This window comes from Alteromonas sp. BMJM2 (assembly GCF_027257845.1).
Classification (GTDB): domain Bacteria; phylum Pseudomonadota; class Gammaproteobacteria; order Enterobacterales; family Alteromonadaceae; genus Alteromonas.
Map to the genome: position 1 here is coordinate 86,201 of NZ_JAPVOT010000003.1, position 25,225 is coordinate 111,425.

At 45.1% G+C, this 25,225-nt stretch carries 24 protein-coding genes; 14 read left to right on the plus strand and 10 right to left on the minus strand.

Going from position 1 to position 25,225, the window contains the following annotated elements; all coding sequences use genetic code 11:
• Nucleotides 1-40: 40 nt before the first annotated feature.
• The 3 genes from galK to O9X84_RS04890 form a co-directional block, all read right to left on the minus strand.
• Nucleotides 41-1,180: a galactokinase gene (galK, locus tag O9X84_RS04880; protein ID WP_269518492.1), complete on the minus strand. Its 1,140-nt coding sequence runs from the start codon at nucleotides 1,178-1,180 to the stop codon at nucleotides 41-43.
• A complete protein-coding gene (locus O9X84_RS04885) occupies nucleotides 1,173-2,228 on the minus strand; it encodes a UDP-glucose--hexose-1-phosphate uridylyltransferase (RefSeq protein ID WP_269518494.1) in 1,056 nt (351 codons plus the stop codon). The genes galK and O9X84_RS04885 overlap by 8 nt, the downstream gene beginning before the upstream one ends.
• Before the next feature lie 219 nt (nucleotides 2,229-2,447).
• Nucleotides 2,448-3,497, minus strand: coding sequence for an aldose epimerase family protein (locus O9X84_RS04890; RefSeq protein WP_269518496.1), 1,050 nt, complete (start codon nucleotides 3,495-3,497; stop codon nucleotides 2,448-2,450).
• 351 nt (nucleotides 3,498-3,848) lie between these two features.
• On the opposite strand from O9X84_RS04890, the gene O9X84_RS04895 reads away from it, so the two are divergent.
• A complete protein-coding gene (locus O9X84_RS04895; RefSeq protein WP_269518497.1) occupies nucleotides 3,849-4,850 on the plus strand; it encodes a LacI family DNA-binding transcriptional regulator in 1,002 nt (333 codons plus the stop codon).
• 319 nt (nucleotides 4,851-5,169) lie between these two features.
• Here the strand turns inward: O9X84_RS04895 and O9X84_RS04900 are convergent, their stop codons facing one another.
• Both O9X84_RS04900 and O9X84_RS04905 read right to left on the minus strand, forming a co-directional pair.
• Complete coding sequence (locus tag O9X84_RS04900; protein ID WP_269518498.1) at nucleotides 5,170-6,042, minus strand: alpha/beta hydrolase; 873 nt, start codon at nucleotides 6,040-6,042, stop codon at nucleotides 5,170-5,172.
• A gap of 175 nt (nucleotides 6,043-6,217) precedes the next feature.
• Nucleotides 6,218-7,588 carry an MFS transporter gene (locus O9X84_RS04905; RefSeq protein WP_269518499.1) on the minus strand — a complete coding sequence of 457 codons (1,371 nt, stop codon included), beginning with the start codon at nucleotides 7,586-7,588 and terminating at the stop codon, nucleotides 6,218-6,220.
• 280 nt (nucleotides 7,589-7,868) lie between these two features.
• On the opposite strand from O9X84_RS04905, the gene uvrA reads away from it, so the two are divergent.
• On the plus strand, nucleotides 7,869-10,694 hold the full coding sequence (gene uvrA / locus O9X84_RS04910; protein WP_269518500.1) for an excinuclease ABC subunit UvrA: 2,826 nt from the start codon (nucleotides 7,869-7,871) through the stop codon (nucleotides 10,692-10,694).
• A gap of 127 nt (nucleotides 10,695-10,821) precedes the next feature.
• Nucleotides 10,822-11,016 (plus strand): hypothetical protein, encoded by a 195-nt coding sequence (locus O9X84_RS04915; protein ID WP_269518501.1) that lies wholly within the window; start codon nucleotides 10,822-10,824, stop codon nucleotides 11,014-11,016.
• A 61-nt stretch (nucleotides 11,017-11,077) separates the two neighbouring features.
• On the opposite strand, the gene O9X84_RS04920 is transcribed toward O9X84_RS04915, so the two are convergent.
• Nucleotides 11,078-12,577 (minus strand): Hsp70 family protein, encoded by a 1,500-nt coding sequence (locus O9X84_RS04920; protein WP_269518502.1) that lies wholly within the window; start codon nucleotides 12,575-12,577, stop codon nucleotides 11,078-11,080.
• Between the two features lie 182 nt (nucleotides 12,578-12,759).
• Here O9X84_RS04920 and O9X84_RS04925 point away from each other — a divergent pair, with 182 nt between their 5' ends.
• Both O9X84_RS04925 and O9X84_RS04930 read left to right on the plus strand, forming a co-directional pair.
• Nucleotides 12,760-13,179 carry an acyl-CoA thioesterase gene (locus tag O9X84_RS04925; RefSeq protein ID WP_269518503.1) on the plus strand — a complete coding sequence of 140 codons (420 nt, stop codon included), beginning with the start codon at nucleotides 12,760-12,762 and terminating at the stop codon, nucleotides 13,177-13,179.
• A gap of 22 nt (nucleotides 13,180-13,201) precedes the next feature.
• Nucleotides 13,202-13,900: a 2OG-Fe(II) oxygenase family protein gene (locus O9X84_RS04930; protein WP_032097067.1), complete on the plus strand. Its 699-nt coding sequence runs from the start codon at nucleotides 13,202-13,204 to the stop codon at nucleotides 13,898-13,900.
• A 112-nt stretch (nucleotides 13,901-14,012) separates the two neighbouring features.
• Here O9X84_RS04930 and O9X84_RS04935 read toward each other — a convergent pair whose 3' ends face one another.
• The 3 genes from O9X84_RS04935 to O9X84_RS04945 all read right to left on the minus strand — a co-directional run bounded on the left by O9X84_RS04935 (nucleotide 14,013) and on the right by O9X84_RS04945 (nucleotide 16,214).
• Complete coding sequence (locus tag O9X84_RS04935; protein WP_269518505.1) at nucleotides 14,013-14,498, minus strand: DUF3299 domain-containing protein; 486 nt, start codon at nucleotides 14,496-14,498, stop codon at nucleotides 14,013-14,015.
• Between the two features lie 72 nt (nucleotides 14,499-14,570).
• Nucleotides 14,571-15,101 carry an inorganic diphosphatase gene (gene ppa / locus O9X84_RS04940; RefSeq protein ID WP_032097065.1) on the minus strand — a complete coding sequence of 177 codons (531 nt, stop codon included), beginning with the start codon at nucleotides 15,099-15,101 and terminating at the stop codon, nucleotides 14,571-14,573.
• A gap of 138 nt (nucleotides 15,102-15,239) precedes the next feature.
• Nucleotides 15,240-16,214, minus strand: a complete 975-nt coding sequence (locus O9X84_RS04945; RefSeq protein WP_269518506.1) for a class 1 fructose-bisphosphatase — start codon at nucleotides 16,212-16,214, stop codon at nucleotides 15,240-15,242.
• A 395-nt stretch (nucleotides 16,215-16,609) separates the two neighbouring features.
• On the opposite strand from O9X84_RS04945, the gene mpl reads away from it, so the two are divergent.
• Genes mpl through O9X84_RS04960 form a run of 3 tightly spaced genes read left to right on the plus strand, consistent with a single transcriptional unit; the run spans nucleotide 16,610 to nucleotide 19,419 of the window.
• Nucleotides 16,610-17,962, plus strand: a complete 1,353-nt coding sequence (gene mpl / locus O9X84_RS04950; protein ID WP_269518507.1) for a UDP-N-acetylmuramate:L-alanyl-gamma-D-glutamyl-meso-diaminopimelate ligase — start codon at nucleotides 16,610-16,612, stop codon at nucleotides 17,960-17,962.
• 12 nt (nucleotides 17,963-17,974) lie between these two features.
• Complete coding sequence (locus O9X84_RS04955; protein ID WP_032097062.1) at nucleotides 17,975-18,607, plus strand: flavin prenyltransferase UbiX; 633 nt, start codon at nucleotides 17,975-17,977, stop codon at nucleotides 18,605-18,607.
• A 2-nt stretch (nucleotides 18,608-18,609) separates the two neighbouring features.
• Complete coding sequence (locus O9X84_RS04960) at nucleotides 18,610-19,419, plus strand: S1/P1 nuclease (RefSeq protein ID WP_269518508.1); 810 nt, start codon at nucleotides 18,610-18,612, stop codon at nucleotides 19,417-19,419.
• A 141-nt stretch (nucleotides 19,420-19,560) separates the two neighbouring features.
• On the opposite strand, the gene rraA is transcribed toward O9X84_RS04960, so the two are convergent.
• Entirely contained in the window at nucleotides 19,561-20,046 is a 486-nt protein-coding gene (rraA, locus tag O9X84_RS04965) for a ribonuclease E activity regulator RraA (RefSeq protein WP_269518509.1), read from the minus strand.
• Nucleotides 20,047-20,464: 418 nt separating this feature from the next.
• Between rraA and O9X84_RS04970 the strand changes: the two genes are divergently transcribed.
• Genes O9X84_RS04970 through O9X84_RS04995 form a run of 6 tightly spaced genes read left to right on the plus strand, consistent with a single transcriptional unit; the run spans nucleotide 20,465 to nucleotide 25,185 of the window.
• Nucleotides 20,465-20,977, plus strand: a complete 513-nt coding sequence (locus O9X84_RS04970) for a phosphatase PAP2 family protein (RefSeq protein WP_269518510.1) — start codon at nucleotides 20,465-20,467, stop codon at nucleotides 20,975-20,977.
• A gap of 1 nt (nucleotide 20,978) precedes the next feature.
• Entirely contained in the window at nucleotides 20,979-22,046 is a 1,068-nt protein-coding gene (locus O9X84_RS04975; RefSeq protein WP_269518511.1) for an MJ1255/VC2487 family glycosyltransferase, read from the plus strand.
• A gap of 52 nt (nucleotides 22,047-22,098) precedes the next feature.
• Nucleotides 22,099-22,377 (plus strand): LPS translocon maturation chaperone LptM, encoded by a 279-nt coding sequence (gene lptM, locus O9X84_RS04980; protein WP_269518514.1) that lies wholly within the window; start codon nucleotides 22,099-22,101, stop codon nucleotides 22,375-22,377.
• Nucleotides 22,377-23,627, plus strand: a complete 1,251-nt coding sequence (gene lysA / locus O9X84_RS04985; protein WP_269518515.1) for a diaminopimelate decarboxylase — start codon at nucleotides 22,377-22,379, stop codon at nucleotides 23,625-23,627. The genes lptM and lysA overlap by 1 nt, the downstream gene beginning before the upstream one ends.
• 35 nt (nucleotides 23,628-23,662) lie before the next feature.
• Nucleotides 23,663-24,493 carry a diaminopimelate epimerase gene (dapF, locus tag O9X84_RS04990; RefSeq protein WP_032094640.1) on the plus strand — a complete coding sequence of 277 codons (831 nt, stop codon included), beginning with the start codon at nucleotides 23,663-23,665 and terminating at the stop codon, nucleotides 24,491-24,493.
• Complete coding sequence (locus O9X84_RS04995) at nucleotides 24,490-25,185, plus strand: DUF484 family protein (RefSeq protein WP_269518516.1); 696 nt, start codon at nucleotides 24,490-24,492, stop codon at nucleotides 25,183-25,185. The genes dapF and O9X84_RS04995 overlap by 4 nt, the downstream gene beginning before the upstream one ends.
• Nucleotides 25,186-25,225: the final 40 nt, after the last annotated feature.

The window sequence follows — 25,225 nt, forward strand, 5'->3', positions numbered from 1 at the left end:
CTAAGGGACACAAATAAGCGGTCAAAGATGGGGAAATAATTTATGCAAAGGCCCCCTGTGTGGCAGTGCATACGTATATATCAGCGTGATAATTCGTCTCATCAAAGTACTTATCAGCCACTAATTGTTTCACAGCATCAACAGTATCTGTTGGAACTAGCGCAACAACACATCCTCCAAAACCGCCTCCGGTCATACGCACGCCGCCAGTAACACCAAGTAACTCATCAATGATGGTGACAAGGTAATCAATTGGGGGCACCGTTATTTCAAAATCGTCTCGCATAGACACATGAGATTCGGCCATGGCCTTACTCACCGTTTCAATGTCACCTATTTTTAAAGCGTTACTGGCTGACAAGGTTCGCTTGTTTTCGGTAATAATATGTTTAGCTCTGCGGTATACCACCTCGGGCATATGCGGCTTTGCAGCTTCAAGCATATCAATATCGGCTTCGCGCAATGAGGGTACACCGAGTAATGACGCCCCCTGCTCGCACTGCTGACGGCGAAGGTTGTATTCACTGTCTACCAGGCCGCGCTTCACGTTTGAGTTTATGATGACAATTTGATGGCTGTCAGGCAGCGGTGAGTGTTGAATTGACAGCGACTGACAATCGAGCAACATGGCTTTGCCTTCGTTACCCATTGCCGAGATAAGCTGATCCATAATGCCGCATGAGCAGCCCACAAAGGTATTTTCCGCTTTCTGACCTAGAAGTGCGGCCTTCACGCCATCGAGAGGCAACTGATATAGGGCACTCATTGCTTTTAGTACTGCAACTTCAAATGACGCGGAAGAACTTAAGCCAGCACCTTGAGGCACATTACCCGTGACTAATAAATTGGCACCACCAAATGCGGGAAAATCCTGCTTAAGTACTTTAACCACACCGCGAACATAGTTTGCCCAACCTTGCTCGTCATCATAGTGAATATCATCAAGGCCGAACGTATTTTGCTGATTCTCATAGTCCATTGCGGTGACAACAATGTTGTTATCGCTTCGCTTTGATGCCGCTACCCAGGTGCCAAAATTAATGGCCGCAGGAAATACGAAGCCGCCGTTGTAGTCGGTATGCTCGCCAATTAAATTTACGCGACCTGGTGCGTGAGCTATCAGTGTCGGTTCTTCTGCAAAGCTTTCTTCAAACGCTGAAGAGAGTATTTGATTATCCATTTACATTCTCATGTTTTTTATAGTGCACGCTGGAAAGTGCCTTCAATCTATCTGCGGCTTGTTCTGGCGTTAAATCGCGCTGGGCCTCGGCCATCATTTCATACCCAACCATGAACTTACGTACACTCGCAGAACGAAGCAGTGGCGGGAAGAAATGCGCGTGTAACGTCCATTCAGGATGTTCTTGTTTATCAAATGGTGCGCTATGCCAGCCCATAGAATATGGAAATGACGTTTCAAACAAATTGTCATAGCGCGCGGTTATATCGCCAATAATTTGCGCTAGAGAAAACGATTGTTCGTCGGTTAATTTGTGCAGTGCTGTTACATCAAAGCGAGGCAGTAACAATGTTTCAAACGGCCATGCAGCCCAATACGGCACTACTACTATCCAGTCATCGTTTTGACATACAACGCGCTCTTGCTTTGCAACTTCTTGCTCAGCGTAGTCTAACAACAAAGGACGTTTGTGCTCGTTGAAATAAGCACTTAATTGTACAAGCTTTTTAGCCGGATCTGTCGGCACATGCTGCTGCGCCCATACTTGTCCGTGAGGGTGAGGGTTAGAGCAGCCCATCATCGCGCCCTTGTTTTCAAATACCTGAACCCATTGATATTGTTGACCTAGCTCCTCTGTCTGTGATTTCCAGCATGCTACAACGTCTGCACGCTCTTGGTCTGTCAATTCAGGAAGGGTTTTGCTGTGATCGGGAGAGAAACAAATAACTCGGCTACAGCCCTGTTCAGTTTCGAACTGAAAAAGCCCTTTTTTCTCGCTCAACACAACCGTATCTTTCTTGAGCGCAGCAAAGTCGTTTTCAAAAACAAAAGTGCCAGCATAATCAGGGTTTACCTCGCCGTTAACACGGGTATTGCCCGGGCATAAATAGCAGGTTGGATCGTAAGACGGCTTTTGCTCATTGTTAGGCTCTTCCGACTGCCCTTGCCATGGTCGTTTCGCGCGATGCGGCGATACCAAAACCCACTCACCTAATAGGGGGTTGAATCTGCGGTGTGGATCATCTGACGGATCGAATGGGCTTGCCATAGTCGCTCTCTATAAAAATGCGTTTTGTGGGCCGGTCACTAAGCCTCAGTGGCAAATAATGCGTGCGCCATACACAAAAGGTTAAACGTTTACCCAAAATAATATATCAATGCTCTCAATTTATCAATGTTCGAAGAAGGAAAAATAAATGTTAATTAAAATAACATTTAGTGCCTATTCGATAGTCACGTATGTACAGCCCCTTTAATACGACCACGTTCATTTTGTTACCGAGAAAGCGTAACGAATCTCCATGTCTAAAGGAGAATCTGGCGTAACGATACAATTTGGAAAGTGAGGCTTGTTCGGTGAATCAGGGAAAAACTGAGGCTCTAAACACAATGCGCCCATTTGCTGCTGCGTTTTTAGATTACCTGTATAGAACTGCAATCCTGGCAGATTGGTATACAGCTTCATGGTAAGCCCAGTGTCGCTGGCGCTCACTTCAGCTTGTGGCTGGGTGTTAGCACTTTGGCGCAGCACGTAGTTATGGTCGTACCCCCCTACTTTCTCAAAGAGTTCAGACGACGGCATATCATGTACATTCTTTCCTATTTGAGTGGGCACTCTAAAATCAAAGGGAGTGTCGTTCACAGCAACAAACTCACCGTTTGGTAGCAATGTACTATCCGCATCGGTCACTTCATCTGCAGCGATAGTCAATACCGTGCTTTCTACTGAGCTATCATTACTTAATGTGAAGTAGGCGTGTTGAGTAAAACTGAGCGGGGTTGCTTTATCGGTCGTTGCTTTTATACGTAGGCTAAGCTCATTGTCATTATTTAGGGTATAGCAGGCGGTTACCGCTACATTGCCAGGAAAGCCCCCTTCCCCATCGCCGCTAAGTAGCGTTAACGTGACACTAGCGCTCTGGTCATCACAATGGGTTGACGAGGCCCAATTGCGTTTGTGAAAACCGGCATTGCCACCATGAAGGTTATGCTCACCGTTGTTTTTATCAAGGTGATAGGTTGTGCCATTAAGACTAAAACACCCATTGCCAATGCGGTTAGCGTATCGCCCTACAATAGCACCGCGATAACTCTCATCGGCCATGTACTCATCTATGGTGTCGAAAGTTTGAATACAGTGTTTAGGCGCGTTATTGGCATCAGGCATAGTAATTTCTTTAATGATACCGCCTAAGCTTAATATTTTAACTTCCATGTTGTTGGCGTTCGATAAGGTAAACATACTCACTTGTTCATCACTTAGTTGACCGCTCGCTTTTCCGCTCATTTTACCGAAAGCCGACACCTGAATATTCATAACCCTATTTTCGCCTTTTATACTTACGTCAACACCACTGAACACACTGTAACAGCGCAACCTGTTTTCAAAGGGTATACGTTTTCAACAATTATTTGTAGCGCACGGGATAACATTTTGTATTTAAGTGCCGCTATTGAGTCAGAGTTATTCACTTACGTTTGAAACACAGTTTACCGCCTTGATGAAAGCCCTAACTAACGGGTTGGAAATTTATCAATTTTTGTAAATATAATGTACGCTATAGGCATTATTTGGCCCTACTGACTGTGCTTTTACAGCCTTTTTACTTTTAAGTGTCACCGTCAGCGAGCCTATCGTTAAAAATAAAAATAGAATTGCGAAAACGAAATGGCAACAATTAAAGATATAGCTCAAGCGGCAGGGGTTTCACTTGCCACAGTGTCTCGCGTAATTAACGACGGACCCAAAGTAGGTAGCGATACGCGAAAACGCGTGAAAAAGATAATGGAAGAGATGGGTTATCGCCCTAACGCCAATGCACGAGCTTTGGTAACAAAGAAAAGCGCATCGCTGGGGGTTGTGATTGCCGAATTACACGATCCGTTCTTCGCCATGCTGGCTCACGGTGTTGAATCTGTTACTCGCAAGAACAATGTCCAAATACTATTAAGTGCAGGCTCAATAGAAAAAGAGACAGAATTACGAGCTATAGAAACTTTGTTAGAGCATCGTGTTGAAGCCATGGTGGTCCACAGCAAGGCCCTTGATGATAAAACCCTCGTAGAGTTCTCAAAACAAGTGCCAGGCTTTGTACTCATTAACCGATATATTCCTGAAATCGCCAATAGATGCGTATGGCTAGACAATGTTACCGGTGGACGTTTAATGGCTGAATATGCGATTAACCAAGGTCACGAACACGTGGCGGTTATCAGCAGTCAGTACCGAATAGACGATCCTAATCAACGGCTTGAAGGTGTTCGCACCGCTATAAAGCACGCCAACCTAGTATTGCCTGAAAGCATGATTGAGTATGCAACGCCAGATCAAGAAGGTGGTGAACTTGCAATGCAGAACTTATTGGCCACAGGCGCTAAATTTACCGCCGTATTGGCCTATAACGATGCTATGGCGTCAGGTGCCATGACAATGCTACAAGACCACGGTATTGCGGTACCAGAACAGGTATCTGTAATGGGTTACGACGATGTTTTGTTAGCCAAATATTGCCGCCCCAAACTCACCACTTTGCGCTATCCTGTTGAAATGATGGCCTCAAAAGCTGCCGAGCTTGCCCTTAAGTATGCATCGGGGAAAAAGCCAGAAGAAGGTTTAACCTTTAAATACACCCCTACGATTATTAAACGAGATTCTATAGTCAGGGTGTAAGAATCTACTGCTTGTAACGAATAATTTCAGATTGCGAGAGCATTAACTTTATACTTAAGTCTAATGCAAGATTGGGAACACCAGTCATTATGGTTATCCCCAAGATGATAAAGCTATTGATCCTTCAACCAATTACGATCAAATCCACCAGCGATCTACAATAATTTTGCTACAGCTATTGATTTTACTAGCATAACGTGATCGGATCAGTTGAGCTTGCTTGATCTCGATCGCTTACTTTCATTGACTGTTAACATAGTTACCAACAAGGTTTTCCACTATTTATCCACAGGCAAAAAGTGAAATAACGCGCTGTTGTTTAGTCTGATAGTTGAATTATGAAACGCCGATATTCAGTAATCGCATATGCTGAACTTAATGTGGCATTATGCGTTGCATCAGGAATAACAGAGATGTGCTTTTTCTCACTCGCGCTGTCGGCAAGAAGTTGTTCGCTGATTACTTGAGGAGTAATTTTATCCTTGGCACCGACGAGTAACCAGAGCGGACCATCAAAATGCCTGAGAATGGGCGCAATCTGCATACTGTGAACTTCATCGTGCAGCTTCATTGCAGTAAATGAATTAGAAAAGCCTGGCACCATATTGGCGATTAAATCAGATATATTATTGAATGCCCCGTCTAATACCAACCCATCTATTTGCCTGTTAGCAGCCACATAACTCGCAAAATAACTTCCAATACCCCGTCCGTGGACAATAGTTGGTACAGACTTATCGAAGGTATTTTTCACATAATCGAATTGCATTAATGCGTCTTTTTTAATCGCATTAATACTGAGCTTGTCGGCCTTTTCACTCGCACCAACACCTTGATAGTCAAGCCATAGGATATTGGCGGGTAGCTTACCTAACTGGTGTATCACGTTGTTATTTTCAGACACCGTCATTCGGTTATCAGCAAAGAACAGAATATTAATAACGGGCTTAGCATAAGAAACCGCAACGCCTCGCAGAGTTTCTCCACCCGCATTTTCAATCTCTACAATACTAATTCCAGCAGCCACTTTGTCTTTTTGAATGGCGCTGTGAAGTCGTGTCGTATCTAACGGTTTTTCTTTGGTATCTTGGTAAAAGAACGCGCTCGGAGAAACGTTGATAGCGCATCCAGCCAAAAATACGCTTAAGGCTAGGCAAGATAAAAAGGATAATAAGGCAGGTTTAAAAGCCATGGGGAAGAACTGTCCGTGTTTTTGTATAATTTATTAAAGCAAAGTACCTGCAGCTTCACAAGCCAAACAGCCATGAGAAATATTTCACGTTCGCTGTGCACCTGCTAAGTAGTGGCTACATAAGACCTACGTCTCTTTGCAGCTAGACTGCACCTAGAAAGTACTCAGACAGCACCTAAACCGCTAGTACAGCACGCGCTTTCACGGCATCAAAGTCTCTATTTACTTTTAAATACGCTGCGCCATTTTCTGCATTCAATGTGACTTCCAAGACCCCCGGTACGGCTAAAAGCGCTTCTTCAAGGGCTTGTTGCTTATTGCTATCATGTCGCTTATTGGCATCAAGCAACACGTCTGAACGTAGCCCGTTTAACATCACGCGTTTCACTGGGCTCACCTCTTTGAGGCCGCTTATAACGAAAATCCAAAGTAGTGTACTTAATGCTCCAACCAGATACGCCACATTAGGAGACCAGATATCAGTGACAACACCCGATACCATCCCACCTAAAAAGGCACCAAAAAACTGAAAGCTAGCGTAAATCCCCATGGCGGTTCCTTTTTGACCGGCAGGGGCAATGCTCGATACTAAAGCAGGAAAATTTGCCTCTAGGTAATTAAAGCCGGTAAAGAAAAGAATGACCGCTGCCGTCGTTAGCCACCAGCTATTGCCATTTACGCCAAGGGCTAAAAACGCACTTCCCATAAAAACGACACCCAGTAGTAATAACCATTTAGGCGTGCGCCCTCTTGCAATTCCCATCATTACAATAAGCCCTAAAATGGACACACCTAAGACGGGCAGGTACATGCGCCAATGCTCACTCAGCGTCATATCAAAATTGGTTAAGGTAACGGGTAGCTGCACAAACAACAGCGTTATCAACATATGCAGCACGAGAACGCTCACGTTCAAACGCCACAGTTGCGGGGAAAGCATTAAATGACGAAGCTGGCCTTTTTGAGGAAGTGTATCGCCACTGCTGAGTGGCTCAGAGTTCGGTACTACCCATTTTACTAATGGCATACACAGCACGGCTAAAAGACCTGTTACGGCAAAAACGCCCGCTAAGCCATAGTGATTTGCAATTAAGGGGCCGATGATAACAGCGAGATAAAACGAAAAACCGATAGCAATACCAATAATTGCGAGCACTTTTGCTCGCTGGCTTTCTCTGCTTACATCGGTGGCAAGTGCCATAATAGCGCCAGCAATAGCTCCCGCGCCTTGTAAAATACGCCCGACAATCATCCATGCCATGGTGTCGGCGTTGGCAGCGACAAAACTACCCACCGCAAACACACTAAGACCCAACAGAATAACGGGTTTACGACCCCATTTATCAGACATCATGCCCATGGGGATTTGCAATGCCGCCTGTGTCAGACCGTAGCCACCCACTGCTAAGCCTACCAACAAAGGAGAATAGTCTGGATAGTCCATCGCAGCCACAGCCAAAACAGGCATGACCATGAAAAGGCCCAACATACGTAAAACATAAACAGATGCCAGCGCAAGCGCCGCGCGTAATTCCAAAGCGTTCAAAGCGTCTGAGTTCCTCAAAGTTTACTGAGCCAAAACAAGGTCGCGAAGTGTAGCATAAATTGTGGATGTGCCCATGTAGGTTAAAACTGATTAATGTAATCGTCAAAGCGAAAGACAGGGTTTATCAAGTCTGCTTCTTAGTGCAATTAAGCTCTTCACAAATCAAATGAAGGTGATCTCACCCGCTTTCAAGCAGTATAACTTCAATGCCATATCACTTTAGTTGACACATATGGCATACTGACCCTTTCATTCAGATTCTTTTTCTCATTAGGCTTCAATGGATAAAATCGAAATACGCGGTGCACGCACTCACAATTTGAAGAATATTGATTTAACACTGCCACGAGACAAACTGGTAGTGATTACTGGTCTTTCTGGATCAGGTAAATCATCTCTTGCATTTGATACTCTGTACGCCGAGGGACAGCGTCGTTACGTTGAGTCGCTCTCAGCCTACGCTCGTCAATTTTTATCAATGATGGAAAAGCCCGATGTAGATCATATCGAAGGCTTATCACCAGCCATTTCGATTGAACAAAAATCGACATCGCATAACCCCCGTTCTACCGTGGGTACAATCACTGAAATATACGATTATCTGCGCCTAATGTTTGCCCGTGTTGGCACACCGCGCTGTCCCGACCACGATGTGCCTCTTGACGCACAAACCGTGAGCCAAATGGTGGATAAAGTGTTGGCTATGCCTGAAGGCAGTAAACTTATGCTGCTTGCTCCTATTGTGAAGGAACGAAAAGGCGAACATGTAAAAGCGCTGCAAACCTTATCGGCACAAGGTTTTATTCGCGCTCGAATTGACGGCGAAGTGTGCGATTTATCCGATCCACCGCCTCTAGACCTGCATAAGAAACATACTATTGAAGTGGTAGTAGACCGCTTCAAAGTGCGAGATGATATGGCGCTTCGTCTGTCTGAGTCTTTTGAAACCGCCTTATCGCTAGCTAACGGTAACGCGATTGTCGCCGACATGGACGATAAAGACGCTGAAGAAATTATATTCTCCGCCAACTTTGCGTGCCCCCACTGCGGATACAGCTTAAGTGAACTCGAACCTCGCTTGTTCTCGTTTAACAACCCTGCAGGTGCGTGTCCTACGTGTGACGGGCTTGGCACCCGTAACTTTTTCGACCCTTCTCGGGTTATTACCAACGCCGAGATTAGTTTGTCAGGCGGCGCCATTCGCGGCTGGGACAAACGCAGCTATTACTATTTTCAAATGCTGCAAGCCGTCGCCGACCATTACAAATTTAGTTTAACGGCGCCGTTTGAAGAATTAGAAAAAGAACATAAAGATATTGTGCTGTATGGCTCAAAAGGTAAGTCACTATCGTTTAAGTATATCAACGAGCGCGGCGATATCATGGAGCGCAAGCACCCCTTCGAAGGCATCATTCCTAACATGGAACGACGCTATCGCGAGACAGAGTCGAACTCGGTAAGAGAAGAGCTTGGCAAGTACTTAAGCCAGCAACACTGCAGTAGCTGTAATGGCTCTCGACTGCGCCTTGAAGCGCGCAACGTATTTATTCAGCAAACAACCCTGCCCACTATCGCCGATATGTCGATAGCAGAAGCTTACACGTTTTTTGAGACCCTCGATCTCACCGGTCAAAAAGCGCAAATTGCTGAAAAAATATTAAAAGAGATATTGGACCGTCTACGTTTCTTGGTCAATGTAGGGCTAAACTACTTGTCCCTTTCTCGAAGCGCAGATACGTTATCCGGTGGTGAAGCACAGCGTATTCGCCTCGCTAGCCAAATAGGTGCAGGTTTAGTGGGTGTTATGTATGTACTTGATGAACCCTCTATTGGCTTGCATCAACGAGACAACGAACGCTTACTAAAAACCCTCACCCACTTGCGCGACCTCGGAAATACCGTGCTTGTAGTGGAACACGATGAAGATGCCATTCGCCAAGCGGATCACGTTATCGACATTGGCCCAGGTGCTGGCGTACACGGCGGTGAAATTATCGCCCAAGGTACCATCGACGATATTCTAGCAAGCGAGCACTCACTTACTGGAAAATATCTGTCAGGAAGAGAAAAGATTGATATTCCGGAAAAACGGAATCCAGCGAAAAACAATGAATGGCTAACGCTTAAAGGCGCTACCGGTAACAACTTACAATCTGTTGACCTTCGCATACCCACGGGCGTGATGACCTGCGTAACGGGTGTATCAGGCTCGGGAAAATCGACGCTAATTAACGACACCTTCTACAAGATTGCACAGCGTGAGTTAAATAAGGCGACAACTGCGGAACCTGCAGCACATAAATCAATGGAAGGCTTAGAGTTGCTCGACAAAGTTGTCGATATTGACCAAAGCCCTATCGGCAGAACGCCGCGTTCAAATCCTGCAACCTATGCGGGAATATTTACACCTATTAGAGAGATGTTTGCAGGCACACAGGAGTCACGCTCTCGTGGTTACAAACCAGGCCGCTTCAGCTTCAATGTAAAAGGCGGTCGTTGTGAAGCCTGTCAGGGCGACGGTGTGATTAAGGTAGAAATGCACTTTTTACCTGATGTGTACGTGCCGTGCGATGTGTGTATGGGCAAACGCTATAACCGCGAAACATTAGACGTAAAATACAAAGATAAAAATATTCACGAAGTGCTAGAGATGACGGTGGAAGACGCTCGCGTATTTTTTGATGCAGTGCCTTCGATTTCTCGCAAATTGCAAACGCTGATGGATGTTGGTCTGTCTTACATCAAACTCGGTCAGGCGGCTACTACACTGTCTGGCGGTGAAGCACAGCGTGTAAAACTCGCAAAAGAGTTATCAAAAAGAGACACCGGTCAAACCCTTTACATTCTTGATGAACCCACAACTGGGTTACATTTCCACGATATAAAACAGCTGCTTGCTGTTCTGCACGAGCTCAGAGACCACGGAAACACTGTGGTGGTAATAGAGCATAACCTCGATGTAGTTAAAACTGCCGACTGGATTGTGGACCTTGGTCCTGAAGGAGGATCCGGAGGTGGCCAGATAATTGCAGAGGGAACACCAGAGTATGTTGCAGAACAAGAAGTGTCGCATACAGGTCGCTTCTTAAAGCCACTGCTCGACTAAGCCTGACAAAAAATTACAAACAGGTAGGTAAAGATCGCTCGTTCCCAGGCTAGCGTTTTTTACCCGCTTGTTTATTCTGGTCAGAGCTTTATTTAACGCATCATGAGTTACGATGATGGTTGTTAATATGCAGTTTATATTACCGGAGCAAAGAATGAATCAAACACCGCCATTGGCCCTAGTAAAAACGTGGTATGACCTACTCTCTTCGTCAGAAGACAACAGTATAAAGCAGCATGCCCAGCAAATGTTGCTTAATGCCTTCGAATCACCTGAGGCTATCGCTACCTACTTAAAAGCCAACAATATTCTCAAGCACTAAGACGTTTCATCAGTCATTAGCGCTCGATGAATATGAGTGACGCGTTCCTATTCAGGCGTGACTAAAACTTAGACGCCTGAATAGCGAGTCCCTCACACACTGAGTTAAATGCGTCGTTTTCTAGGCGTGGAAGCCCTGTCAGTAAGTTTTCATACAGTGCATCTACCACGATGGGCGACAAACTCATTCCCCCAGTAATCATTACCACCTCTGGCTTTATGTCGGTGCTGTCTAAACACTCGGTCACTAAGGTCTTAACCTTATCAAGCCACGGCTTTAACGCTTTTTGGAGTGAATCTTGGCTAATATCCACTCCAAACTCATCTTCAACATAGTGAAGTGGTAGCGTGATACGAGGCTTACTCGACAATAGCTCTTTGGCCATTCGGGCAGAGTTAACAATACGTGCCGACAGTTTATTTTCCTGAACGATTAACAGTCGCTCTAATTGGGCAGGCTCTTTAATAAGTGACATAGTTTGAGAAATATCCAATCCATAGTCATCAGAAAAGAAGCGCATTAAGGCAGGAATGTTATCTACCGCGCACATATCAGAGAAGTAAGTTGGCGGTACGGGCAGGCCGTTCATCATTTTCAGCCCCATACCCATTTCAGGAGCGATCGTTTTAAGCACCAGGCTTTTATCGCAATCCATGCCCCCTAAGCGTCGCCCTGTTACCGACAGCACATCTTGCTTTCTATCTAACTGATTAGTGCGCTCTGGCGAGAGGTTTATACAACAAATATCGGTAGTACCGCCACCAATATCCACAATAAGTGTGGTGGTATCCCGCGGCAAGGTTTGTTCAATCTTATAGGCCGCAGCAATAGGCTCGTCCAAGAAGTTTACCGTTGAAAAGCCAGCTTGTTTGGCCGCTTCGGTCATTATTTCTATGGCTTGAATATTCCCTTCTTCACCACGCGTGCCGTGAAACTTAACCGGACGACCAATCACCGCCGAATCGATGTTGCTACTTAGCTGCTCTTGAGCACATTGCTTAAAGTAACCAAGCTGCTTCGCGATTATGCCGACAAACGCTTTCTTTTGATCGCTATCTAACGACGCACCCAAAAAGTTTTTAGGCGAGTAAATTAAGCGCCCTTTTTCAGGCATTTTCAAAAATCGGCGAAAACCAGCTTCACCAAAAGCAAACTTACCGTGCTCTACCAACCTTAATAGAGGAATTTCATCCAGGGACATGGCGTGCATCAGCTGCGCGATAGCTTTACGTTGCAGAGCAGGCTTATTGTGAAGATCGCCACGCAGCGAATTAATCCGCTGATTATACGTAGCCTGCTCTTTGGGATCTTTCGCTGAATAATAGCCGTCTTTGGCTTTATCTATTTGCTCGTTGATAACACGCTGCAACTGCGCCACTTTCGCTTCAACCATGGCATCGGGCGGCGGTGGCAACTCGTCTTCAAAGTAAATAAATACCGACGAACGAATTTTATTGCCCTTCTTATCTAGAGGGTCAAGCTTGATGTGCTGATGGGTGGCACCATCAAAATACACCACTTCAGAATTTGATGTGCCGTAATCAATCCCAATTGCAGTCATAGTTATTACGTAAAAGAAATTTGGCGTGAATTGTAATGTAAAACAATCCATTGGTCACACTAACTGTCACTTTCTTACTCCATTTTTATCAGCCAGATTGTTAATAGGGAGAACTAGCATTACTGAAAACCACACTACTTAATGCTAGAGTTGTGAAAAACAAAATATAAGCTCTGTACTCTATGACCAACGAAACTCCGTTAGTCACATCTTTCGATGTGCGTTTTTGTGAAACTGATGCGCTGCAGCATGTGAGTAATACAGCTTTAGTGGCATGGTTTGAAGCCGCTCGCGAGCCCATTTTTCGTATGTTTACCCCCGAGTTAGATTTACAAAATTGGCCGCTGATTTTGGCCAGCTACAAAGTTAATTTTTTGGCGCAGATTTTCTATGGCAAACCAGTAACCGTAAAAACCTTTATAAGCCGATTGGGCAACAGTGCATTCGATGTATTTCAAGAGCTGTGGCAAGACGACAAGTTATGCTCAACGGGTGTGACTACAATGGTGCATTTTGATTATAAAACTCAGCGCTCAGCACCTATTCCTGATGAAGTAAAGTCCGCCCTTCATTCTCACTTCAAAGACATTTCAGATAAGTAAGGCACAGGGTTAAGGATTTACCATGAGCGATTTAATAGAAGTAATTGATGATGTATTGCCACCAGAGTTGTGTACTCAGCTTATGGACCGATTTGAAAACAGTCCTAACTTGAGTCAAGGTCGCACTGGTGGCGGCGTTGATTTAGATAAGAAGCGCAGCACTGATGTGTCGATTAGCCGTAACGATGAGTTCCAAGATTTATTCAAGCAGGTAATGCAGCACACGGGTCAACAGTTGGTGGCGTATATTGAGAAATACTATTACGCACTCGTAGGACCAATTGGGCTTACTGTAAAACACCCGAAAACCGGCGAACCCGTAAAGCTTACTGGGGAAAATTTTGAAGAAGTAGGCAAGCCAAACTTAGCGAACTTAGTGAACTACTTATTTCGGGTGGGCGATGTGAATGCTCAGCGTTATACTGCGGGCAACGGAGGTTACCCCTACTGGCACTCAGAAGTGTATCCACAGCTTCAACATAACGATGCACTACACCGAGTATTGCTGTTTATGTATTATCTCAATGACGTGGATGAGGGCGGCGAAACTGAGTTCTATTATCAAGACCGTTCAGTAAAACCAAAGGCCGGAAGAATGGTGATTGCGCCAGCATATTTTACCCACACTCACCGCGGGCAAATACCTAAGAGTAATGACAAATATATTCTTACCTCATGGCTTTTGTTTAACCGTGCAGAACAAATTTACACCCAAGGGTAATGGCTAAGTAAGGCCCTGCTTCTAGGTGTGGATCCTTATGCGAGGCTATTAAGCGCGGCTTTGTTCTATTACAAAAACTGGGCAATAGCAAAAGCTGGGCAATATTGAAGGGTTAAAACCCTTCGACGGCCTCACCTTTCAAACGGTAGCCCACCGAAGCAATATCGCCCTTCCAACCCTCTGTAGACAGCTCACCTGTCACCCAAATTGCATCGTAAATATTGTCGATAGCAATGCCTTCTTCAAACTTAACATACACAATTTGATTAGAGGGTGGTGGCGGAACGTGGATACAAGCGCCAAAAAACGGCACTAATAAAAACTCAGTGGTGAGTTCGGCTGTGCCTTCAAGAGGAACCACAAAGCCCGGAATTTTAACCCGTTTACCATCATAGGTATCTACCACAGGCGCGTCGGGCTGTATTTGGCTCATCTCACCGTTATGCTGCACCGCTGGTGGTGCTAGTTCGTTGAAGCCAGGAGGAACTAAGTCTTCCCAATACACTTCTACCGGTGCCTCTTGAGCTTGCGCTGAAACAGCGAAAAACATCAAGCAGGATACTAACGCAAATAATGATGTTACTTTTGCAGTAGCCATAATCCTCTCTTATAAACAAAAACGGGCTGGTCGTAACCAGCCCGTTGTAGCATTACATTCACCTAAGGTGAATTATTCTGCTTTGAAACGCTCAACACTTGAGACAATCTCAGCTTTAGCAGCTGCAGCATCGTCCCAACCTTCAATTTTCACCCATTTACCAGGCTCTAAATCTTTGTAGTGCTCAAAGAAGTGCTCAATTTGCTTAAGAAGCAACGCAGGTACGTCGGCCAATTCTTTAACATCGCGGTAAATAGTAGATAGCTTGTCTACCGGTACAGCAAGAACTTTAGCGTCTTTGCCCGACTCATCAGTCATGTTCAATACGCCAACAGGACGACACTTAATCACTGAACCCGCAAGTAGTGGGAAAGGCGTCATTACTAATACATCAACCGGGTCACCGTCTTCAGACAAGGTGTTGTTAACGTAACCGTAGTTAGTTGGGTAATGCATGCATGTCGCCATAAAGCGGTCTACATACAACGCACCAGTATCTTTATCTACTTCATATTTAACTGGGTCAGCGTGTGCTGGGATTTCGATAATTACATTCACTTCATCAGGCAAATTCTTGCCCGCAGGAACAGCATTCAAGCTCATTCGATTGTCCTTACAATAATAGGTTAGAAATTTTGCCCGTAAGTATACGGTGACAGCGGCAAAATAAAAATGATTTAAGACTGATGTCGCATCAAACTATTGAATTTTGCCGCCTCATAATGACTATTTTGTGATTAGTTAGGCTTTTTTGGCGTAACTCAAGCACATATCGACTTCTTCACTCGAGCCGATAATGCAAGGTACGCGTTGATGAATCTCTTCCGGCATCACTTCAAGTATGCGGCCTTCACCTGTTTCTGCTTTACCACCCGCTTGTTCCATCAAAAACGCCATTGGGTTTGCTTCATATAACAAACGCAGTTTTCCAGGCTTCGACGGGTCGCGATTATCAAACGGGTACATAAAAATACCGCCACGACATAATAGACGATGAATATCGCCAACCATGGCAGCTACCCAGCGCATATTATAGTTTTTCTCGCGTGGCCCCTCTTTTCCAGCAAGTAAGTCGGCAATATAAGCCTGCATTGAAGGCTCCCAATGACGCTGGTTAGAGGCATTAATGGAAAATTCAGAGGTTTGCGCAGGTACTTCAATATTGGGGTGCGTTAACAGAAAGCCACCGTGGGTTTTATCTAGCGTATATATGTGCGTTCCGCGGCCCGTGGTAAGTGCAAGCATCGTTGACGGACCATAAAGTACGTAACCTGCTGCCACCATCTGTGTGCCTGGCTGTAGAAACGCCGAAGGATCATCAGGCTCCATCCACTGAGGTGCATGAGTGATTGAAAAAATGGTACCTATCAAACTGTTAATTTCAGTATTTGAAGAGCCGTCTAGCGGATCGAAACTTACTAAGTAGTTGCCCTCAGGGTTACAGGGTACAACATCGTCTTCTTCTTCTGATGAAATCGCTTTAACATACCCCGACTCTCTCAGCGTATCTTTTAAGATATGGTTAGAAATGACATCGAGCTTTTTTTGCGTCTCGCCCTGCACGTTTTCAGAGAGCGTTGAACCCAGTACGCCAGCAAGGGCGCCCTGACTAACACGGAAAGAAATTTCTTTGCAACCAGCTAACAGCGTACGAATGAGCAATATTAGCTCAAGCGGTGCACCGTCTTGTTGCAATTGAGAGTTTAAACGTTTCATTTATTCAAAGCCTTTTTTTCGAGTGTAGGGTGTGGTGTCACAAGTCGCACAATTTTCGCACTGGCTTATCGCTCGTTGCTTTGCCAGTTAGTCCTTTGCAAGTGTGTCGACAGACGGCGCGTTAGCAATGTGCCGCAAACCAATTGTAACCATGTTCGCCTAGAAATAGAACAGACATACAGGGTTATATACCATCAGAGTGACATTCACACACCATACCAGTTTTAGCGTTATCAACCTGAGCGTTCAGTAAATAAGGCCAACGTTGACTGTAAACGTGAGATAGCGGTGGCTAATCAAAGCGCTAAAGCTAAGTTTTTCTCACGTTAGATTATCCAAATCTTTTAAGGTTCTGATACAGTACACCCCATAAAAGACAAGAACGAGAATGCGCTATGCACGTACATATTTTGGGTATCTGCGGAAGTTTTATGGGCGGCATTGCAGCCATCGCTAAGTCACTTGGACACAAAGTGACAGGGTCTGATAGCAATGTTTATCCCCCCATGAGCACCCAGTTAGAAGCTTTGGGAATAGAACTCACCGAAGGGTTTGACGAAAGCCAGTTTTCGCCAACGCCTGATATCGTTATTATTGGCAACGCCTTGTCTCGCGGCAATCCGGCCGTAGAGTATGTGCTTAGCCGCAACCTAGCTTATACCAGCGGGCCGCAGTGGCTGTTAGATAATCTGCTAAAAGATAGATGGGTTATTGGCTTATCGGGCACTCACGGTAAAACAACCACCAGCAGTATGGTGGCGTGGATATTAGATTATACGGGGCTAAACCCTGGCTACCTTATTGGTGGCGTTCCTGAGAACTTTGGCGTTTCAGCACGCATTGGCGACGGGCCATTCTTTGTCATTGAAGCCGATGAATACGACAGCGCGTTTTTCGACAAACGTTCTAAATTTGTACACTACCGCCCAAAAACACTAGTCATTAATAATTTAGAGTTTGATCACGCAGATATCTTTCCTAACTTGGCCGCCATACAAACCCAATTTCATCACTTAATTAGAATGGTGCCAGAAAATGGCTTAATTCTTTCACCGAGTGACGTCCCTGCTATTGAAGAAACCTTAGCACAAGGTTGTTGGTCGTCTCGTCAGTGTTTAGGTAAAGAATGGTCTAGTCAATTACTGAACAAAGACGGCAGTCAATTTGATGTTATCCATAATGGTGACACCAAAGGTACCGTAACATGGTCGCTTCTCGGTCAGCACAATGTGGACAATGGCCTTATGGCAATTGCCGCTGCTCACCATGCTGGCGTAACACTACCTGATGCAATTGCAGCCCTCGCCCATTTTAAAAATGTTAAACGTAGAATGGAGGTCAAGGGCGTGGTGAATAACATCACGGTATATGATGACTTTGCTCACCACCCTACCGCCATAGCAACCACCCTTGAAGGGCTTCGCAATAAAGTAGGCAAGGCGCGAATTCATGCCGTATTAGAACCCCGCTCTAACACGATGAAAATGGGCATTCACAAAGACACGCTAGCAAATTCGTGGCGGCAAGCCGACGAGATATACTTATACGAACCCAAAGAAATGGGATGGTCGTTAAGTGAAGCTGCGGCCCAAAGCCCCGTTTCCTCACAGTGTTTTAATGAGGTAGAACCGATCGTTCAACTCCTAGCTAACGTAGCACTGCCAGGCGATCATATTCTCATTATGAGCAATGGTGGTTTCGACGGTATTCACGGGCGTTTATTAGATGCGCTTAGTAAAAAAATATAACAAGGCCAACACATGAAACATGACAAGCAAGTCACTCTTGCTATTACCGGCGCGTCTGGCGCACCTTATGCACTGACATTGCTGCAATCACTCGTTAGCGCCGACTATCAAGTTTACGTGCTTATCTCATCTGCGGCTAAAGTGGTATTCGCTACCGAAGAAAATGTAAAAATTCCTTCACGCCCTGAAGATGCAGCGGCATTTTTTACCGAGCACTGCGGCGGTAAACCTGGCCAAATTAAGGTATTCGGGAAAGAAGAGTGGTTCTCTCCGGTTGCGTCAGGCTCGGCGGCGCCGGCTAAAATGGTGGTGTGCCCTTGCTCTACCGGCACGTTATCAGCTATCTCCATTGGGGCGAGTGATAATCTTATTGAACGGGCAGCCGATGTAGTACTCAAAGAGCGCGGTCAACTCATTTTAGTCCCCCGTGAAATGCCGCTTTCCTCCATTCACCTAGAAAATATGTTAAAACTGTCACAAATGGGTGCCACAATTATGCCAGCAGCCCCCGGCTTCTATCACAATCCTAAAACGATTGATGATCTGGTAGACTTTGTCGTGGCTCGAATTTTAGACCACTTAGGTATAGAACAATCATTGGTTGCTCGTTGGGGCTATCAATCGTCAAAACATTCAGAGGAATAACTATGTTTGCATTTGCAAATAGGACTTGCGCAGTGGCATTAAGCACACTGATAACAATGTGCATTGCTTCACCCGCTTTTGGCTGGGGCCAGACGGGTCATCGAGTAACGGGCGCTATTGCCGAGCAGTATTTAAGTCCGCTATCGCAAGCGGCACTCATGGATTTATTACCCCATGGCTCCCTTGCCGAAGCCTCAACCCACGCCGATGAAATGCGCTCAAACCCCAGTGAGTTTTGGCAAAAAACCGCTAACCCTTGGCACTACGTGACTGTGCCTGAAGGTAAACGCTATGTTGAAGTAGGTGCACCAGAACAAGGCGACGCATTTAGTGCACTTAGCGAATTTACTAAAACCTTGAAAAGCGAAACGGCCAGTGATGATGAAAAACGACTGGCTCTTCGTTTTATCGTACACATTATTGGCGACCTGCATCAGCCGCTTCATGCTGGCAACGGCACCGATCGCGGTGGCAACGATGTAAAGGTCCGCTTTTTCTGGCAAGACTCTAACCTGCACCGCGTGTGGGACTCACAAATGTTAGATCAGCGCGCGCTGTCTTACACCGAGTGGACATCATGGTTAACTGAGCAAATTACCGCAGAGGATATTCGCAACTGGGCAACAACCGATCCCAACGTATGGATTGAAGAGAGCGTTAGTATTCGCGACACCATCTATCCTACTGATGCCAATAAAATGAGTTACGACTACTTATACAATCACCTGCCAACGGCTAAACGTCGCCTGCAAATGGCGGGAATACGCATTGCCATGTACTTAAACGCTGTATTTGAAGACGCAAACACATAACCAGTAACGCGAGAGCGTGATGTCCTTATCGAATAAGCTGAACGAGTACAAAATGAAAACGGAGGCCTAGGCCTCCGTTTTTTTGTTCTGTACTCAATTCACTTTTTTAGTTCGCTTTTGAATTCACTTTAAGCTTACACTTTAATCTACATCTAGCGGCTCTGGTGACAAGATAACCCCAGTGCTATCAGCGTAAAGGTGATCTTCTGGTAGAAAAGTCACACCACCAAAATTAACTGGAATATCTACATCGCCCACGCTTTCAGCGTCGGCATTCACTGGAATAGCAGCCACTGCCAATACGCCAATATCCAATTCAGCAAGGCTGTCTATTTCCCTAACACTGCCGTAGCACACCACGCCTTCCCAATCGTTATCTATCGCGATTTGTGCCGATGTAGCGTCAAACAAGGCACGGCGAACCGAACCTCCACCATCAATTAGCAGCACTTTGCCAGCGCCTGGCTGGGCTAAAACGCGATCGATAAGGCCCCGGTCTTCAAAGCACTTAATTGTTGTGATTTCACCACCAAATGAATAACGCCCACCAAAGCTCGCAAAAATTGGGTCTACGACATCCACGCTATCAGCAAACAAGTCGCATAATTCTGAAGTGTTGTATTCCATGGCCCTGCCTTACATTAGTTAATTTGTGTGAAATGTCACAACGCAGTGTATTTCACTAGCATAGCACTAATTTACACGTTGAAAACGCTTGTTTTGATCACTTGGTTTAAAATCGTAACGTGTAGCGATTATCGGAGAATATAACAACATTGAGCACAGTTCTTGCTACGTTCTTGCTACTAAGAATATAAATCTATAGAAATCTGTTGAAACTTAAATTCAAATTTTTTTACCACCATTAGCACTGCAAAACCCGAACCTCTAGCGGTGCGCAGTTGGTATTGAGATTTCCTAGGTGGCGCATAATTTCTACGCGTTCTGACCTGATGTAAAAAATGTTTCTTCATTCTGTCACCTATTAGTCACAGAACCTAATTAACGTGAGCAACAAGTAACCAACAGAGGACAAGGTTAAATCATGAAATCCTTGACCAAGTACGATACTGACTTATTTTACCGCCTTTACAAAATGACGCAAAAAAGAGACTGTCGTTCCATTATTTGGTTATCAAAAACCGGAGATGGTTACTTATATCTTGTCGTGGGAATGTTGCTTTGGGCATTTGAGCCTGAGCACGGCGAAATATTTCTCTACACTGCACTGATGGCATACGCACTAGAGCTGCCCATTTATTTATTATTAAAGAAAACCTTTAAGCGCCCCCGCCCTTGCGACTTCCTAACTAATTTTAAAGCCCACATCACGCCCTCTGATAAGTTTTCACTGCCGTCTGGGCACACAGCGGCGGCGTGGTTAATGGCCTGCATAGTGGCTCATTTTTACCCGTCTTTTTCGGTTGTCGTTTACGGGTGGGCCTCACTCATTGGATTATCCCGCGTATTACTTGGCGTACATTACCCTTCTGATGTTGTTGCAGGGGCTTTACTTGGTATTGCTATTGCGCTTTTCAGCACTCCGGTTTTGGTGTGATATGAAAATACTTTACGGCGTGCAGGGCACAGGCAATGGGCATATTGCTCGAGCAAGGATTATGGCTACTGCATTTGCAGAGCGTAGTGACATTGATGTGGACTTTGTTTTTACTGGCCGAGCGCCAGACAAATATTTTGATATGGAAGTGTTCGGTCAGTATAAAACGTATTGTGGGTTAAGCTTTATTTACCAAGACGGAAAAGTAAAAAAGTGGGACACGGTACGCCAAGCGAATGCCAGGCAGTTTATTCGTGACGTAAAGCAGTTTGATACTGGTGAGTACGACTTACTTATTAACGACTTTGAGCCGGTTACGGCTTGGGCTGCAAAGCGCCAAGGATTACCCTCTATGTCTATCAGTCATCAAGCGGCCTTTGCGTATGATGTGCCCAAGCGGGGTAACTCGCTATTTGATACCGCTTTAATGAAAATTTTTGCACCAACCCAGCAAAAAATTGGGGTTCACTGGTATCACTTTAATCAGCCTATTATTCCTCCCTTTGTAGTTGATAAGCCTATCGCGCATGCAAAAAACAGCCATATACTGGTTTATCTCCCTTTTGAAAATATAAGCGATATACGGGATATGCTTGAGCCGCTGGCTGACCAAACATTCATTTGTTTTCACCCCGATATAGAACAGGCCGACACTCAGGGGCATATTCAATGGAAACCCACCTCTAAGGTGCACTTTCACAAAGCTTTACAAAACTGTAATGGGGTAGTGGCAAACGGTGGGTTTGAACTTTCAAGTGAAGCGCTACAGCTAGGCAAAAAGTTACTTATTAAACCATTGCACGGGCAGTTTGAACAGTTATCGAATGTGTATATGCTTGATAGCCTTAACTTGTGCCAGCCTTTGTTTCAGCTAGACACCGATATACTAGAAGAATGGCTGACATCTGAAGATATTGAGCCAATCACCTTCCCAGATAATGCGAATTTGCTTATTGATTGGATCAAACAAGGCAACTACACAGATACAAAATCGCTGTGTGAAACCCTTTGGAAAAACGTCCACTATGGAGATAAAACAAGAGAACGTCTATTGTCTCTTGCAATTTAGCACCGCAATGCGATGATAGCGGCATTTGTCGTATTCTCTGCGGGATTTTTCTGTGCTTAATAAGTTGGCTGTTTTACTGCTTACCCTTACTGCATTAGGCGGTTGTGGCTATAAAGGGGCGTTGTATATACCCGACGCTCCGTCGCAAAACACGCCTCCGTCTTCAGACGTTTCTTCTGACGCTTCTTTTGATGCTTCTTATAATAAGAGTGAGCAAGCGTCCAACGGCCAAAACACAGTATCTCATTTTGTGTCTGGCTCAGCGCCTAAAACTCCCCTCACGAATACGCCCATGATTGCACCTATCACCAAATTTGGAGACTCTAACTAGTGGATTACTTTGCCTACAAGCAAGGTCAGCTTTTCGCTGAAGACGTTGCTGTTGCCGATATTGCCGCTCAACACGGAACCCCCGTTTATATTTATTCTCGGGCCACCCTAGAGCGCCATTGGCATGCATTCAATGACGCCATAGGCGAGCATCCTCACCTTATCTGCTACGCGGTAAAGGCAAATTCAAACATTGGCGTACTTAGCGTATTAGCAAAGCTAGGGTCAGGTTTTGACATTGTGTCTGCAGGTGAACTAGCAAGAGTGATTGAAGCCGGCGGCAATGCCAGCAAAGTGGTATTTTCAGGCGTGGGTAAAAAACACGATGAAATTCGCTATGCGCTTCAACAAGGCATCATGTGTTTTAACGTAGAGTCTGAGCCAGAGCTACACCGTATCAATGAAGTAGCCGGCGAGTTAGGTGTAAAAGCGCCTATTTCTTTGCGCATAAATCCTGATGTAGATGCAAAAACCCATCCGTATATTTCTACAGGGCTAAAGGCCAATAAATTTGGTATTGCGCGCGAAAATGCCCTCGCTACCTATGAGTTAGCAGCATCACTTCCACACTTGAATGTCGTAGGAATGGATTGCCATATTGGCTCACAGCTAACGGAAATTGGCCCATTTGTAGATGCATTAGAGCGTTTGTTGGTATTAATTGATGAGTTAGCCGAACGCAATATCATTATAGAGCACCTAGATGTAGGCGGCGGCTTAGGCGTTACTTACAATAATGAACTGCCTCCGCACCCTAAAGAATATGCTGAAGCGATGGCTGAAAAAATGGTAGGTCGAGAGTCGTTAAAACTTATTCTTGAGCCTGGCCGTGCTATTGCGGCAAACGCGGGGATTTTGGTGACAGAAGTCGAGTTTATTAAACAAGGCGAAGAAAAAAACTTTGCGATTGTTGATGCTGCAATGAACGACTTACTTCGCCCGGCGCTTTATTCAGCATGGCAAAACATTATTCCAGTTAATGAAAATAGTGATGCTGAGCCAAGTACTTATGATGTGGTGGGCCCGGTATGTGAAACCGGTGATTTTATTGGAAAAGACAGAATTTTATCCATAAAACCCACCGACTTATTAGCGGTTCGCAGCGCTGGTGCCTACGGCTTTGTAATGGCTTCAAACTACAACAGTCGCTGTCGCCCAGCCGAAATTATGGCTGATGGCGATACTGCCATTGTAGTGCGCGAGCGAGAAATTCAAAAAGATCTCTGGAAAGGTGAGCACAAACTTCCGTAAACTAGAGACAATTATAAAATAAAGATGCACCGTTAATGCAGGTTCAATTTTCTAAAATGCACGGCTTGGGTAACGATTTCATGGTTATTGATAACGTTACCCAGAATGTGTTTTTCTCAAAAGATAAAATAAAACAGCTGGCCGACCGGAACTTCGGTATTGGCTTTGATCAACTATTAATGGTTGAGCCTCCTTACGACCCGGAGCAAGATTTCCACTATCGCATTTTTAATGCAGATGGTTCGGAAGTAGAGCAGTGTGGCAACGGCGCGCGTTGTTTTGCACGTTTTGTAAAACAACATGGCCTTATTAACCGCAACAAAATTGTGGTAAGCACCAAAGCCGGAAAAATGGTGCTGTATCTCGAAAAAGATGGTCAGGTTACCGTTAATATGGGTAAGCCCATGTTTGAGCCAGCATCTGTTCCTTTAAAAGCAAATAAGCAAGAAAACACCTACATTTTACGAGTAGGTGAAAAAACCTTATTTATTGGCGCCGCCTCAATGGGCAACCCCCATTGTGTAATGGAAGTCGATGATGTTGATACCGCCGCCGTACATGAAATTGGCCCATTGGTAGAGCGACATGAGCGTTTTCCTGAAGGTGTGAATGTTGGTTTTATGCAGGTTATCAACGAGTCGCATATTAAACTTCGTGTATTTGAACGTGGTTCAGGTGAAACCTTAGCCTGTGGAAGCGGCGCATGCGCGGCAGTTGCAATCGGTCAAATACAAGGTAAATTAGGAACCGATGTGCGGGTAGATTTGCCCGGAGGCAGTTTACGTATTCGCTGGCCAGGCCCAGATAGCGTGATGAAAATGACTGGACCTGCTGAACACGTATATGACGGACAGATAACGATATGAGCGAATTACTAGGGCAATCTAACGCAACTCAAATTATTGAGCCCTTTACAGACACCTCTGCACTAACCCCAGCGCAGGTGCGTGACTATTTGTTAGAAAACCCTGAGCTCTTTGTGCAATACCCAGAGCTACTTGAAAAAATAAACCTTCCCCATGAACAAAAAGGAAGTGTTTCTCTAGTAGAAATTCAGAGTGAACAGCTTAGAAAAAAAGTGCGTCAGCTCAACTTCAAGCTTAACCAGTTAGTTTCTATTGCGAAGCAAAATGAAAAAATATATCGCGTTTATACCGATTTAAATGTTCAGCTGCTTAGATGCAAAAGCGTCGCGGAGGTGCAATTTACGCTTGAAGACGTGCTACAAGAACGCCTTCAGTTATCCTCTGCGGTTATTAAAAGCTTTAAAGGCCCCCACGCCATTCCCGAACTGCAGCAACGTTTGTTCACAGAAAAGCGTTTTAAAGAGTCTAATTTTTTCTTCGGACGACTTTCTCAACATGAAAGACAGCTACTATTCGGTGAAAGCAGTGCCGAATCGGTGGCATTAATGCTGCTTGGTGATAAACGCGAATTAGGTATATTGGGAATAAGCAGTAGCGATGCTAGCCACTTCACCCCTGAGATGGATACCTTGCTGCTTCAACAGCTGCAACAAGTACTCAACATTATATTGCCAGAGATGATGGGGTATTAGCCCCCGTGCCGGCCAATTTCCGCGCTAGCTCAGGTGACAC